The following is a 12,436-nucleotide window of genomic DNA, read 5'->3' as shown; positions in this document are numbered from 1 at the left end:
CAATAGTGATTGGTATGATGTTTATGGAGAAGGTAAAGGTATTTGTGATTTATAATAAAAGAAATGCTCATGTTCATTTGAACAGAGCATTTTTTAATATTCTTTTTTGTTTAAAAGTTTTAAACTAATGTGATAAGAAATTATATTACAGATGAATGTGAATATAACAGTTGCAAGTGTTGTAATAAATAAATGATTTTCTATAAGTGAATCAATAATTGTTTCTAAATCAAAACCAATGAATTTTGTAAGAAAATAAATTAGAGCTACAAATAAGAAGATACCACCAAAAACAATGATCATTGCAAGTTGACTTCTTTGAGCTTCAAAGTAGACTCCTACAGGAGTTATGATCGCAATCACAAAATAAGAAAACATAAGTGTTAGTAGGCAACCTTGTAGAAAATCACTATTTAGAAAATGAAATGATTGTTGAATACGATAGTAACCTATACTTGAAATACAAATCGCAAAGAATAGAAAAAGTAATCCTAATAAAATACCTAAGCTATATTTTTGTTTAAGATAATCTTCTTTTTTTATAGGCAAAGTAAATAAAGATGTAAAGCCATGATTGATACTATCATAACTAATTGTACTCATTAAAATGATACCTGGAAATACACTGAAATAACCTAAAACAAAGGTGGGTTTCTTATAGAAATAAGAAGAGCCAAAACCAAATAAAACAAGAATGAGAAAGAGTAATTTGCTTTCTTTGATATATGAAAAATCTTTAATAAATAGTCCTTTCATCTTATTCACCCCTTAACATCATAGAAAATAAAGTATCAAAATTATTCTTTTCAATAATAATTTCTGGATAGTTTTCTTGATAGAATTGTTTTTGATTCGTTAAAGCAGTATAACCATAATTTTCTTTTCTCATCTTTATAAAGTAATTATGATCTACTTGATTAAATTGTTCTTCTGTTAATTTTAATAAACCATATTGATCTAATAAACAATCCGTTGTTTCATGGAATATAAACTTGCCATCATCAATCATATAAATATCATCACATAGACCTTCTAAATCAGAAGAAATATGAGAACTAATTAAAACTGAACGGTTTTCATCTTCTTCCATAAATTCTCGAATTAAGTCAATGATTTCTTCTCGAGCAAGAACATCCAAACCATTTGTTGGTTCGTCGAGAATAAGAAATGAGGCATGATGTGATAAGGCAATTAAAACATTGAGTTTTGTTTTCATACCGGTAGAGAATTCATTGATTTTTTTATCTAAAGGAAATTGATATTGTTTACATTTTTGTAGAAAGTAATCTAAATCAAAATCTTTATAGGTGTTATTTAAAAGATTCATTAAATCTTTCAATTTAAGATATTCACATAAAGAAATATTAGCTAGTGTACAACCAATTTTATTTTTATCAACATCTTTATAATCTTTATCTAAAAGTGTAATATCACCAGAATCGATATGAATGAGATTTAAAATGGCTTTAAAAAGTGTAGTTTTTCCTGAACCATTTTTTCCTATTATTCCAGTAATGGAACCGGGTTTTATTTCTAATGAACAATCTAAATGAAAATGTGAATAAGTTTTTTGAACATGATTAACTTTTAACATATTACTCCTCCATTAATAGTTCTAGCATTTCTTTAATTTCTTCATAACTCACACCAGCTTGTTTTCCTTTTTGAATGGCTTTTTCTAAATGAACTTCAATCTCTTTTCGTGCTTCTTCTAGAAGTGTTTCTTCATTAACAGCAAGAATAAAAGTTCCTTTACCATGAATCGTTTTAGTAAGACCTTCGTTTTCTAAAAAGTCATAGGCTTTTTTTACGGTAAGAGCACTGATTTGTAATTCTTTAGCAAGACTTCTTACAGAAGGTAAAGCATCATTTTCTTTTAAAGTGTGGTTATTGATTTGTTTCTTTATCTGATCGACAATTTGTTCATAAATTGGAATCATAGATGAGTGATTAATAATTATGCGCATACAAGTCCTCCTTCATCTATAAACAGTATATAACAGTATAAAACAGTTTGTCAACACCTCCCTTTTTTTATGTTAATATGATTAAAACAAGGTGATGTGTATGGAAAGAAAAGGAACAGGAAAATTAAGAGTTATTAATGATCAAAAAGTATTTGATTATTTTATAAATGAAGAAATAGGAACTAAAAAGGAAATAGCACAAAAAACAAATGTTTCTATTATGACAACAGGAACCATCTTAAATGATTTTTTATCAAAAGGGATTATTGTAGAAAATGAACTTATTTATGTTGAAAAAGGACGTCCTACGCATCAATATAAATTAAATCCAGATTATTATCATGAGTGTATGATGTATGTCAAAAAAAATGATTGTTGTTCTATTATTTATTGTTTAAAAAATGCTTTAGGTGAATTAATTGATTCTAAAAAAATAAAGAAAAAGGAATTGGTAGGAGAAGATATTGTTAATTGTTTAAATAAAATCATTGAAGAAGATAAATATCTTCAATATATTTCTTTAGGATTACCAGCAATTATTTCCAATAATCAAGTTATTGAATCGGATATTGATTCATTAAAAAAATTCTTTTAATGAATGATATTAAATGTATTGCTTATGGATATAATCAAATGCATCATCAAAATGTCTGTTTTCTTACTTTTTCAAAAGATTCAGGGCCTGGTTGTAGCATGATATTAGATAATCAATTAATTGATGGAAATAATGGAATTGCGGGAGAAGTTGCTTATGTACCCTTATTTGATTTTTTAAAGAAAAGAGAATTTGATAATTCACTTGAAAATATTATTCAAGTTGTTGCGACCACAATTGTGATGTATAATCCTCATTTACTTATCCTTACAGGAGAAAATATAAAAGAAGATGATTTAGAAGCTATTCAAAAAGGAGATTTAAATTATGTTTCTATTCATTTTATGCCTTCTTTAAAATATCAAGAGAATTGTGAAGATTATTATTTTCAAGGATTGGAAAGTCAAATTATTCAAAGAATTCAATTATAGAAGATGAAAATCTTTTTTTATATCAACTGTTTATTAAAAGATTTTTAATATATAAGCGAAGGGGATGAAAAACATGAAAAGAAGAATACTCAATAATGAACTTGCAGCACTTGTAGCACAAATAAGACATGGAGAAATGATTTTTATTGCAGATGCAGGAAGTGGTACAAGTCCTAAAGCAATCTATCCACTAGGTTCAAGTGTGCAATATATTGATTTAGAAGCAGTAACAGGATCACCAAGTTTCCATGATATTTTCACAACATTAAAAGAATGTGGTGATTTTGAAGGTGCTATTGTGACAGAAGATATGTTAGAATTAAATCAAAAGGATTATCAAACCGTTGAAAAATTATTTGGGAAAGAGAATATACATGTCATGCATTATCTTCCTGAATATTATCAAATGAGAGATCGTTGTAAAGCGGTGGTACAAACGGGAAATTATGGTGTACATGCTCAAGCAATTTTAATTGCAGGATATCCAAGTGATGATATTCCTATGGAATGGTTAAAGGAAGGATTAAAACATGACTGAAAAAGAAAAGATGAAAGCTGGTTTATGGTATGATGCCAATAATGATCAAGAACTCATAGATCAAAGACTTATATGCCAAGATTTATGTTTTGCATTAAATCAACTGAAACCAAGTGATGAAAAAAGAAATGAAGTAATTGAAAATATTTTGGGATATTTTCCAGATGATTTAGTTTTATTAAGTCCTTTTACAGCGGATTATGGAAAAAATATTAAGTTAGGAAAGAATGTTTTTGTGAACATTAATAACTATTTTATGGATGGAGCAACTATTGAAATAGGTGACAATGTTTTTATTGGTCCTTCATGTGGCTTTTATACAGCAAATCATCCTTTAGATTATACAAATAGAAATCAAGGATTAGAAAAAGCCTTACCGATAAAAGTAGGAGATAATTGTTGGTTTGGAGCTAATGTTTCTGTGATGCCAGGAGTTACAATTGGTGCGGGATGTGTGATTGCAGCAGGAGCAGTGGTGACCAAAGATATGCCAGCAAATAGTTTAATTGCAGGTGTTCCAGCAAAAGTCATCAAAACAATTGAACAATAAAAATGACCTCCAATGGAGGTCATTACCTTTTATTTTAATAAACCTAATTCAATCATTTTTAATCCGATGTCTACAGAGTTATAAGCAGCACCTTTCATTAATTGGTCACCTGTAATCCATAAACTTAAAGCATTATCTTTATATAAATCTTTTCTTACACGTCCAACGTGAGTTAATTCATCACCGATAAAGCTTGTTGGCATTGGATAAACTTGATTAGCTAAATCATCGCATAAATCAATACCAGTACTATTTCCTAATAATTCAAAAACTTTATCCATATCGATTGGTTTTTTAGTTTCAATATAGATTGATTCACTATGTCCACGTAAAACAGGAACACGTACACAAGTTGCATTGACTTCAATATCTTTATTGAAGATTTTTTTAGTTTCATTTACCATTTTCATTTCTTCTTTACTATATCCATTTGATAAATCAAATTTATCTACTTGAGGAATACAGTTGAAAGCAATTGGAAAATGTTTTTTATCACCAGCACAAGGTAATGTTTTAGCAACAGGTTCTTTACCATCTAAAACTTCTTGGCTTTGACGATAAAGTTCTTCCATACCAGCAACACCAGCACCAGATACAGCTTGGTAAGTAGAAACAACGATTCTTTCAATATCAAATTCATCATTTAATCTTGTAAGAGCACTACACATCATAATTGTTGTACAGTTTGGACAAGAAATAATTCCATGATGGTCTTTTAAGGCTTCACCATTTACTTCAGGAACAACTAAAGGAACATTAGGATCCATTCTAAAATGTGAAGTATTATCAATATTGACACATCCAGCTTCTACAGCATATTTCATATATTTTTCTGAAATACTTCCACCAGCAGACCAGAAAGCAACTTCTACACCTTCAAAACTATTTTCAGTTAATTCTTCAACAACAAATTTATGTCCTTCAAATTCGATTTCTTTTCCAGCACTTCTTGCAGAAGCTAATAATTTAATACTTTCAAAAGGAAAGTTAAATTGGAAAACACATCTTAACATTTCACGACCAACGGCACCAGTAGCACCAACAATAGCAATTTTAAATTTTTTCATTTTTATAATCTCCTTATCCTCTTACTTTGAAAATAACAGCATTTTCATCATTTAATTTATTTTTTAAATCAGCTAATTCAATTTCTTCTGTTATATAAATATGATCATCTTTTTCACTATAGTATGTTTCATAAGGAATATCTACAGGTTTAGATGCTCTTACATAATAGCGTGAAGAAGAAATAGGGTAAACATGTTTACAATCTTCATAATCATGTGACCATCTTTCTACTTGGTGTGTTTTCATGATATCACTGACAACAGCTGAAGCAGTGACATAACGTCCAGCACCACGACCATAATAAATAATGTTATTAACATAATCGTTATCGATTTCAACAACGTTGTAAGAATCCATAACATTGGCTACAAGTTCATTTAGGTTTACAAGTGTTGCTGAAACATCAATTCCTAAACCATCTTTAACAGGTTTTGCTTGAGCAATCATTTTAAAACGATAACCTAATTTTTTAGCGTAATCCATATCTAATTTAGAGACATTACGGATACCACTAGCTTGAATTTGATCAAAGTCAACAAATTTTTGATAACCATTTTGTGCTAAAATACAAATTTTATGAGCAGCATCAATTCCATCTAAGTCTAAAGCAGGATTAGCTTCAACATATCCTAAACCATCTGCAATTGATAATGCTTCATCAAAATCAAGATTTTCATTTTCCATTAAAGTTAAAATAAAGTTGGTTGTTCCATTTAAAATACCAACAATTTCTTTGGTATTATTTGCAATCAAACTTTCTTTTTGACTTGCTAGAACAGGAATACCTCCTCCTACAGAAGCTTCATAGAAAATATGTACATCATTTGCTTTAGCAGTTTGGAAAATTTCTTTTCCATAATGAGCTAATAAAGCTTTATTAGCTGTAACTACATGTTTTTTGTTATTTAATGCTTCTAAGATAATGTTTTTCGCAATTGTTGTTCCCCCAATAAGTTCAACAACGACATCAATTTCCTCATCATTAATAACATCATGATAATCTTTTGTATAAATAATTCCCTTAGGTAAGTCTACTTCTTCAAGACCACACCCGTATTTAACAACAATTTCTTGTTTCATTTCTTTTTCTAAACGTGTTTTTTCATTTGTAAGAATTTCAATGACCCCATATCCTACAGTACCAAGTCCAATAACACCTATTTTCATGATAGTCCCCCTTATAATAAAAAATAGACCAAATGGTCTATTGAAAACTTAACATAAACAAACCATTATTCTTGAGCTTTATTTTTTAAATGCATCAATAATAGTTTTAATGGTTATCATAGTTAAGCCTCACTTTCTTTACTTTTTTGATATAATAGCATGATTGTATACAGTAGTCAATTTTTTCTCATAGTTTCTTTCCTTATATTATATTAATAATAAAATCTTGGATTGTTGACTTTGTATACAATATTCAATATAATAAATTCAATTATTGGAGGATATAGCGATGAATAAGACATATGTAAGTACGCGTAATCATCAAGATCAAATCAATTTCTATCAAGCAATTGTACAAGGAATTGGTGATGATGGGGGATTGTTAGTTCCTAATTTTGATTTTCAAAAATTAGATTTAAATAAATTAGTTCAATTAAATTATGTGGATTTAGCAACAGAGGTGATTTCAACTTTTGTTCCTGAAGATGGTAAAGAACTTATCCATCAAGCATGTTTAAATGCATATGGAAAAGGTTTATTTCCAGAAATTGTTGTTCCTGTAAAAAAAGCAGGAGATGTTTATGTAGCTGAATTATTCCATGGACAAACCGCTGCTTTTAAAGATATGGCATTATCTTTATTACCACATTTAATGACTTTATCTTTAAAACAATTAAAAGAAGATCGTGAAGTCATGATTTTAGCAGCAACAAGTGGTGATACTGGTAAAGCTGCTTTAGAAGGATTTAAAGATGTTGAAGGAACATGTATTAAAGTATTTTATCCATTAGATGGAGTAAGTGCGATTCAACAACAACAAATGGTTTCTCAAGAAGGAAAAAATGTTAAAGTAGTTGGAATTCATGGTAACTTTGATGATGCTCAAAGTGCTGTAAAAGTAGCGTTTGGAGATAAAATGTTAAAAGAAGTAAGTGATCAACATCATGTTTTCTTATCTTCAGCTAACTCAATTAATGTAGGACGTTTGATTCCACAAATCGTTTATTATTTCCATAGTTATTTTGAACTTGTAAGAAATAAAGAAATTGAAATGGGAGATCAAGTAAACTTCTGTGTACCTAGTGGAAACTTTGGAAACTGTTTAGCAGGATGGTTTGCAAAAAATATGGGTCTTCCTGTTAATAAATTTATTGCCGCATCTAATAAGAATAATATTTTAACTGATTTCTTTACAACAGGTAAATATGATGCTAATAGGGAATTCTTTAAAACAAATGCACCAGCAATGGATATTTTAGTATCAAGTAACTTAGAAAGACTTGTATGGTATATGTCTGGAAAAGATGGTGATAAGGTTAAAGAATACATGGAAAAATTAAAAGCAGATGGTATTTATGAAGTTGATGATGAAACATTTGCACGTATTCAAGATCAATTTAAAGCAGGATATTTAAATGAAGAAGAAGTTTTAAAAACAATTAAAGATTGTTATGAAGATAATGGTTATGTTTTAGATACACATACAGCATGTGGTTATGGTGTATTAAAACAATATCAAAAGGAAACTGGAGATCAAACTAAAACAATCTTACTTTCAACAGCTTCACCATATAAATTCCCTGAATCTGTTTATAAAGCATTATTCAATGAAGAATTAGATGTTTATGATGCAATTGAAAAATTAAATGAAAAAACAGGTGTAGCAGTACCTAAACCATTAGTTGGAATTAAGGATAGAGAAGTGCTACATAAAACACATATTGATAAAACAGAAATTATTAATTTTATTAAATCAGAAATGGAAGGACTTTAAAGAATGAAAGTCAAAGTCAAAGTACCAGCAACAAGTGCCAATTTAGGACCAGGATTTGACGTTGCTGGATTAGCGTTAACTTTATATAATACCTTTACTTTTGAATTAAATGAAGGTGGATTAAATATTACAGGTTGTCCAACACAATTTTGTAATGAAGAAAACTTAACATATCAAGCTTTTAGCCAAGCAGCTCAAAGCTGTGGTTTAGATTTTAAAGGTGTCAATATTCATTGTGAAAGTCAAGTTCCTTATACAAGAGGTCTTGGAAGTAGTTCAACATGTATTGTGGCAGGAATCGTTGGAGCTTTTGCTTTTAAAGACAAAACAGATGATCGTCAAGAAATTCTTGAACTTGCGACAAAGATTGAAGGACATCCAGACAACGTTGCACCAGCTATTTTTGGTGGTTTAACAGTTTCAGTCATGGAAGAAGAACAAGTGCTTACATTAAATATTCCTGTAAAACATGAATATCGTTTTGTAGCTTTAATTCCACCATTTACTTTATCTACTGAAGAATCACGTAAAGTGTTACCACAAACATTAGGTCGTCAAGATGCCATCAAAAATGTTTCCCATTTAGCTCTCGTCGTTGCTTCTTTGATTAATGGTTATGATGATGGTTTAAAATTAGGATTTAAAGATCGTTTACATCAACCTTATCGTGGTAAGTTGATTCATAATTATGATGAAATTATGAATGTTTTAGAAAATGATGAAAATGTTTTAGGATGTTATTTATCAGGGGCAGGACCTACTTTAATGGCAGTTATTCGTGAAGAAGATAAAATGGGTGTTGTTCGTTTAAAAGAAGAACTTGGATCATTATTAAATGATTGGGAAGTTATTAAATTAGAATTAGATCATAAAGGTTATACTTGTGATTATGAATAAGGGATAAGGAGATTTTACTCCTTATCTTTCTTTTTTTCTTCAATAATGCTTAGATAATCAATACTTTTTTCTAAAAGTTTAGAAAGTAATTTCCAAGTATCGAGGGACATTTCTCTTTCGTTATTCTCATAGTGAGAGTATGTACGCGGAGATACATGGATCAATTTGGCTATGTCTTTTTGTTTTAAATCTTTATCCTCCCTGGTATTTTTTAAATTAATATAAATATATTTCTTCTTTTTAGTCATTTTTTACCTTTCTTTATTTCTCTACTAACACGCTATAATCATAGTATCAATAGAGTATGGAATGTTCTTATTTTCATTATATGGAAAGATTAATTAGAATTGTTGTAATGGAACAAATTGGTCTTTTTTTGATAAATTCATCATTTAGACATATTATTTGTTATAATGAAAAATACATGGAGGTATTAATATGGAAGGTATTACAGAAATTGATAAAACTAAATATATAGATGAGTGTAAAGAAATTGTAAGAAATGAAATACCAGAGGAATTATCTGATGAAATGCTTACAATTGTAACAAATGAAATTATGGATACGTGTCTTTTTATAGGTGGAGATTTTAAAAAAGAAAATATTATAGATATTACAAAACAATATGTCACAATGGGTGGTATTCGAAGAATCAAGAAAGCACATGAGGGTATTTAAAATGCAACATTATTGTGAAATTCCTACACCTAAAGGAACACTTAGAGGATTTTTTCATAAACCTAATCAAGACAAACATCCTGTTTGTTTGATTTTCCATGGTTTTACAGGACAAAAAACGGGAACAAAGTTTTCTTATGTACAATTATCACGTATGTTAGAAGCTAAAGGAATTGCTTCTTTTCGCTTTGATTTTTTAGGAAGTGGAGAAAGTGATGGGAATTTTGTGGATATGACTTTTCAAGATGAACTTTCTTGTGCCAGAGTTATTTTAGAAGAATGTTTAAAAATGGAAAATTGTACAGAAATCTATGTTTTAGGACATTCGATGGGAGGAGCTATTGCTAGTGAACTTGCTAAGCTTTATCCAGATGTAATTAAAAAAATGGTTTTATGGGCGCCAGCTTTTAATTTACCAGATGCGCTTCATTATTTAACAGGACAAGTTGAAAGAGCGAAAACTTATGATCATGGTGGGTATGAAATATCAGATGATTTTGTAGAAGATATTTTAAAAAGAGATTTTTATCAAGAATTAGATACTTATCAAAATGATTTACTTGTGATTCATGGAACAAAAGATACAACAGTTCCTTATGAAATCAGTAACAAATACATGAAATTATTTCATAAGGGAACAAAATTTATATCTATAGAAGATGGAAATCATAACTTTGATAAACTTTCAGATATTAAACAGGTTTTAAAATTAACTTTAGATTTTTTTGAATAATGTGTTTAGCACATTATTTTTTTATCAACAAATTCGTTGCAATATAATACTATATGTCATATAATATTGTTGTAAAAAGAATAGGAGGGCAAATATGATATTTAATACAGGGGCTGCTTTGTTAGACGCCATTGTTTTAAGTGTTGTCGCTAAAAAAGAAGAGGGAACGTATGGTTATAAAATTACCCAAGATGTGAGAAAAGGAATCGATGTTTCAGAATCGACACTCTATCCTGTCCTTAGAAGATTACAAAAAGATGATTGTTTAGAGACATATGATAAACAAATTGATGGTAGAAATCGAAGATATTATAGAATTACAGATAATGGAAAGAATAAATTAGAGATGTATAGAAATGAATGGATAAGTTATACAGAAAAAATTAATTCATTATTAAAAGGAGGGGATAATAATGAATAAGGAACAATTTTTAGATGAATTGGAAAAATTATTACAAGATATAGATTCAATAGAAAGAGATGAAGCACTTAATTATTATCGTGATTACTTTGAAGATGCAGGAAGTGAACATGAACAAGAAGTTATAGATGAATTAGGAACACCTGAAAAAGTTGCACAAACAATTAAAGAGGGACTTGATATAAATGAGCAAGAAAATGAAGAAGTAATTCATCATTATAATGAAAGAAATACACGTATATTAAGAGGAATCATTGTTGTTTTATTAGTTTTACTTATTTTACCAACAATTGGTGGTGTTGGTGGTTTAGTAGTAGCAGCGTTTGGTTTATTTCTTTCAATTGTATGTATCGGTATATTTGGTACATTTGGATTGTTATGTGCTTTAGTTGCTTTAGTTGTTGTTGCTATTAAAATGTTTATGGATTGTTTAATTGCTGGTGGTCTTGTTTGTTTAGGTGTTGGTTTATTATTATTTTCTTTAAGTTATTTAACTTCTTTAATGACAGTCAGTATTTTTAAATATTTACCACAAGCATTTAGAGCACTCATTGATTTAGGTAAAGATATTTATAATAAGGTGGTGGGTTAATATGAAAATTTATAAATGTATTGCACTTGTAACATTAATTCTTGGTCTTGCTTTATGCGTTGGTGGTGTTTTGATGAATGGCTTAGATCAATTACCTGATGAAGCACAAAAAGTAACGAATTATGTTAAATTTAAATCTTTTGGTAAAGCAAAAGATGTTAATTTGGAATTAGGTGTTGATGCTCATTGTAACCTTGATTTAGAATTATCAGCATTAAATGGTAAAATCGTTTATTATGATGGAAATACAATTAAAGTAGAAGGAAGTCATGTTAATAAAGATTATGATTTTAAATATAATGGACAAGTTGCAGATATTTCTTTTACGGGTGTAACTCATAAAAAAGAAACAAGCAAACTTACTTTATATATTCCAAGAAATATTCAATTTAATCACATTGATTTAGATATTGATGCCTCAAAGGTTACAATTGAAGATTTACAATGCAATCAATTAGAAATGGAAAGTGATACAAGTAAAGTAACAATCAAACATTTACTTGTTAAAGAAAATGCGGATATTTCTAATGATATGGGTGATTTAGAAATTTCTAATTTAGATACGTATAACTTAGATTTAGAAAATGATATGGGAAATGTATCTTTAGTGATGGCAGATACAAGAGATCAATATAAAGTGACAAAAGATGGTAGTATGAGTTCTGTTCATGTAAGTGATGCAAGTCAAGTTATAGGAAATAAAAATATTGATATCGATACAGATATGGGAAATGTAACAATTCATTTTAAGGGGGAATAATAATGAATAAAAAGTTATATCGTTCAACTAAAGATAAGGTATTAGCAGGGGTATGCGGAGGACTTGGAGAATATTTTGATGTAGATCCAACACTTGTAAGACTTGCTTGTGGTTTGCTTTGTTTATATGCAGGAACAGGACTTCTTGCCTATGTTGTTGCAGCGTGTATTATACCTGTAGATCCAAGATAGTTTTAGAATAAAAAATATCCCGAATTGCAAGCAGAAACTGGAAATAAGAGAAAATAGGAACTAATTTTTATAGA

General features: G+C 29.0%; 18 protein-coding genes. 12 read left to right on the top strand and 6 right to left on the bottom strand.

Going from position 1 to position 12,436, the window contains the following annotated elements; all coding sequences use genetic code 11:
• Nucleotides 1–93: 93 nt before the first annotated feature.
• The 3 genes from LJD34_RS14260 to LJD34_RS14250 are packed head-to-tail and all read right to left on the bottom strand — an operon-like array spanning nucleotide 94 to nucleotide 1,967.
• Complete coding sequence (locus LJD34_RS14260) at nucleotides 94–756, bottom strand: ABC-2 transporter permease (protein WP_227360215.1); 663 nt, start codon at nucleotides 754–756, stop codon at nucleotides 94–96.
• Nucleotide 757: 1 nt separating this feature from the next.
• A complete protein-coding gene (locus LJD34_RS14255; RefSeq protein WP_032090830.1) occupies nucleotides 758–1,594 on the bottom strand; it encodes an ABC transporter ATP-binding protein in 837 nt (278 codons plus the stop codon).
• A 1-nt stretch (nucleotide 1,595) separates the two neighbouring features.
• Nucleotides 1,596–1,967 carry a GntR family transcriptional regulator gene (locus LJD34_RS14250; RefSeq protein WP_032090829.1) on the bottom strand — a complete coding sequence of 124 codons (372 nt, stop codon included), beginning with the start codon at nucleotides 1,965–1,967 and terminating at the stop codon, nucleotides 1,596–1,598.
• Between the two features lie 100 nt (nucleotides 1,968–2,067).
• Between LJD34_RS14250 and LJD34_RS14245 the strand changes: the two genes are divergently transcribed.
• From LJD34_RS14245 to LJD34_RS14230, 4 genes are all read left to right on the top strand, one after another.
• Nucleotides 2,068–2,562: a hypothetical protein gene (locus LJD34_RS14245; RefSeq protein ID WP_032090828.1), complete on the top strand. Its 495-nt coding sequence runs from the start codon at nucleotides 2,068–2,070 to the stop codon at nucleotides 2,560–2,562.
• Nucleotides 2,562–2,993: a hypothetical protein gene (locus tag LJD34_RS14240; protein WP_227360214.1), complete on the top strand. Its 432-nt coding sequence runs from the start codon at nucleotides 2,562–2,564 to the stop codon at nucleotides 2,991–2,993. The genes LJD34_RS14245 and LJD34_RS14240 overlap by 1 nt, the downstream gene beginning before the upstream one ends.
• 73 nt (nucleotides 2,994–3,066) lie before the next feature.
• Complete coding sequence (locus tag LJD34_RS14235; RefSeq protein ID WP_227360213.1) at nucleotides 3,067–3,531, top strand: RbsD/FucU domain-containing protein; 465 nt, start codon at nucleotides 3,067–3,069, stop codon at nucleotides 3,529–3,531.
• On the top strand, nucleotides 3,524–4,081 hold the full coding sequence (locus LJD34_RS14230; RefSeq protein ID WP_227360212.1) for a sugar O-acetyltransferase: 558 nt from the start codon (nucleotides 3,524–3,526) through the stop codon (nucleotides 4,079–4,081). The genes LJD34_RS14235 and LJD34_RS14230 overlap by 8 nt, the downstream gene beginning before the upstream one ends.
• A gap of 29 nt (nucleotides 4,082–4,110) precedes the next feature.
• Here LJD34_RS14230 and LJD34_RS14225 read toward each other — a convergent pair whose 3' ends face one another.
• Both LJD34_RS14225 and LJD34_RS14220 read right to left on the bottom strand, forming a co-directional pair.
• Nucleotides 4,111–5,148: an aspartate-semialdehyde dehydrogenase gene (locus tag LJD34_RS14225; RefSeq protein WP_032090825.1), complete on the bottom strand. Its 1,038-nt coding sequence runs from the start codon at nucleotides 5,146–5,148 to the stop codon at nucleotides 4,111–4,113.
• A gap of 13 nt (nucleotides 5,149–5,161) precedes the next feature.
• Nucleotides 5,162–6,316 (bottom strand): homoserine dehydrogenase, encoded by a 1,155-nt coding sequence (locus LJD34_RS14220; RefSeq protein ID WP_032090824.1) that lies wholly within the window; start codon nucleotides 6,314–6,316, stop codon nucleotides 5,162–5,164.
• A gap of 289 nt (nucleotides 6,317–6,605) precedes the next feature.
• Between LJD34_RS14220 and thrC the strand changes: the two genes are divergently transcribed.
• Nucleotides 6,606–8,090: a threonine synthase gene (gene thrC / locus LJD34_RS14215; protein ID WP_227360211.1), complete on the top strand. Its 1,485-nt coding sequence runs from the start codon at nucleotides 6,606–6,608 to the stop codon at nucleotides 8,088–8,090.
• 3 nt (nucleotides 8,091–8,093) lie between these two features.
• Complete coding sequence (gene thrB / locus LJD34_RS14210; RefSeq protein WP_147580897.1) at nucleotides 8,094–8,987, top strand: homoserine kinase; 894 nt, start codon at nucleotides 8,094–8,096, stop codon at nucleotides 8,985–8,987.
• A 14-nt stretch (nucleotides 8,988–9,001) separates the two neighbouring features.
• Here the strand turns inward: thrB and LJD34_RS14205 are convergent, their stop codons facing one another.
• Complete coding sequence (locus LJD34_RS14205) at nucleotides 9,002–9,235, bottom strand: helix-turn-helix domain-containing protein (protein ID WP_022002683.1); 234 nt, start codon at nucleotides 9,233–9,235, stop codon at nucleotides 9,002–9,004.
• A 190-nt stretch (nucleotides 9,236–9,425) separates the two neighbouring features.
• Here LJD34_RS14205 and LJD34_RS14200 point away from each other — a divergent pair, with 190 nt between their 5' ends.
• From LJD34_RS14200 to LJD34_RS14175, 6 genes are all read left to right on the top strand, one after another.
• The gene (locus tag LJD34_RS14200) at nucleotides 9,426–9,665 is read left to right on the top strand and encodes a hypothetical protein (RefSeq protein WP_032090821.1); all 240 of its coding nucleotides are present in this window, start codon (nucleotides 9,426–9,428) and stop codon (nucleotides 9,663–9,665) included.
• Nucleotide 9,666: 1 nt separating this feature from the next.
• Entirely contained in the window at nucleotides 9,667–10,398 is a 732-nt protein-coding gene (locus LJD34_RS14195) for an alpha/beta hydrolase family protein (protein WP_175301504.1), read from the top strand.
• A 94-nt stretch (nucleotides 10,399–10,492) separates the two neighbouring features.
• Entirely contained in the window at nucleotides 10,493–10,819 is a 327-nt protein-coding gene (locus LJD34_RS14190) for a PadR family transcriptional regulator (protein WP_022002680.1), read from the top strand.
• Nucleotides 10,812–11,411: a DUF1700 domain-containing protein gene (locus LJD34_RS14185; protein WP_227360210.1), complete on the top strand. Its 600-nt coding sequence runs from the start codon at nucleotides 10,812–10,814 to the stop codon at nucleotides 11,409–11,411. The genes LJD34_RS14190 and LJD34_RS14185 overlap by 8 nt, the downstream gene beginning before the upstream one ends.
• A 1-nt stretch (nucleotide 11,412) precedes the next feature.
• Nucleotides 11,413–12,171, top strand: a complete 759-nt coding sequence (locus tag LJD34_RS14180) for a DUF4097 family beta strand repeat-containing protein (RefSeq protein WP_175301505.1) — start codon at nucleotides 11,413–11,415, stop codon at nucleotides 12,169–12,171.
• Between the two features lie 2 nt (nucleotides 12,172–12,173).
• On the top strand, nucleotides 12,174–12,362 hold the full coding sequence (locus LJD34_RS14175; protein ID WP_022002677.1) for a PspC domain-containing protein: 189 nt from the start codon (nucleotides 12,174–12,176) through the stop codon (nucleotides 12,360–12,362).
• The last annotated feature ends 74 nt before the right edge of the window (nucleotides 12,363–12,436 follow it).

Source organism: Faecalibacillus sp. MSK20_93 (genome assembly GCF_020589945.1).
In the GTDB taxonomy this organism is placed as follows: Bacteria; Bacillota_I; Bacilli_A; order Erysipelotrichales; family Coprobacillaceae; genus Faecalibacillus; species Faecalibacillus intestinalis.
Note: the sequence above shows the minus strand (reverse complement) of the source record. Positions and strands in the feature narration are given on the sequence as shown.

Excerpts from the sequence above, each read along its gene's own strand:
- LJD34_RS14260 (WP_227360215.1), bottom strand. The coding sequence starts at position 756 with ATGAAAGGACTATTTATTAAAGATTTTTCATATATCAAAGAAAGCAAA.
- LJD34_RS14255 (WP_032090830.1), bottom strand. The coding sequence starts at position 1,594 with ATGTTAAAAGTTAATCATGTTCAAAAAACTTATTCACATTTTCATTTA.
- LJD34_RS14250 (WP_032090829.1), bottom strand. The coding sequence starts at position 1,967 with ATGCGCATAATTATTAATCACTCATCTATGATTCCAATTTATGAACAA.
- LJD34_RS14245 (WP_032090828.1), top strand. The coding sequence starts at position 2,068 with ATGGAAAGAAAAGGAACAGGAAAATTAAGAGTTATTAATGATCAAAAA.
- LJD34_RS14240 (WP_227360214.1), top strand. The coding sequence starts at position 2,562 with ATGAATGATATTAAATGTATTGCTTATGGATATAATCAAATGCATCAT.
- LJD34_RS14235 (WP_227360213.1), top strand. The coding sequence starts at position 3,067 with ATGAAAAGAAGAATACTCAATAATGAACTTGCAGCACTTGTAGCACAA.
- LJD34_RS14230 (WP_227360212.1), top strand. The coding sequence starts at position 3,524 with ATGACTGAAAAAGAAAAGATGAAAGCTGGTTTATGGTATGATGCCAAT.
- LJD34_RS14225 (WP_032090825.1), bottom strand. The coding sequence starts at position 5,148 with ATGAAAAAATTTAAAATTGCTATTGTTGGTGCTACTGGTGCCGTTGGT.
- LJD34_RS14220 (WP_032090824.1), bottom strand. The coding sequence starts at position 6,316 with ATGAAAATAGGTGTTATTGGACTTGGTACTGTAGGATATGGGGTCATT.
- thrC (WP_227360211.1), top strand. The coding sequence starts at position 6,606 with ATGAATAAGACATATGTAAGTACGCGTAATCATCAAGATCAAATCAAT.
- thrB (WP_147580897.1), top strand. The coding sequence starts at position 8,094 with ATGAAAGTCAAAGTCAAAGTACCAGCAACAAGTGCCAATTTAGGACCA.
- LJD34_RS14205 (WP_022002683.1), bottom strand. The coding sequence starts at position 9,235 with ATGACTAAAAAGAAGAAATATATTTATATTAATTTAAAAAATACCAGG.
- LJD34_RS14200 (WP_032090821.1), top strand. The coding sequence starts at position 9,426 with ATGGAAGGTATTACAGAAATTGATAAAACTAAATATATAGATGAGTGT.
- LJD34_RS14195 (WP_175301504.1), top strand. The coding sequence starts at position 9,667 with ATGCAACATTATTGTGAAATTCCTACACCTAAAGGAACACTTAGAGGA.
- LJD34_RS14190 (WP_022002680.1), top strand. The coding sequence starts at position 10,493 with ATGATATTTAATACAGGGGCTGCTTTGTTAGACGCCATTGTTTTAAGT.
- LJD34_RS14185 (WP_227360210.1), top strand. The coding sequence starts at position 10,812 with ATGAATAAGGAACAATTTTTAGATGAATTGGAAAAATTATTACAAGAT.
- LJD34_RS14180 (WP_175301505.1), top strand. The coding sequence starts at position 11,413 with ATGAAAATTTATAAATGTATTGCACTTGTAACATTAATTCTTGGTCTT.
- LJD34_RS14175 (WP_022002677.1), top strand. The coding sequence starts at position 12,174 with ATGAATAAAAAGTTATATCGTTCAACTAAAGATAAGGTATTAGCAGGG.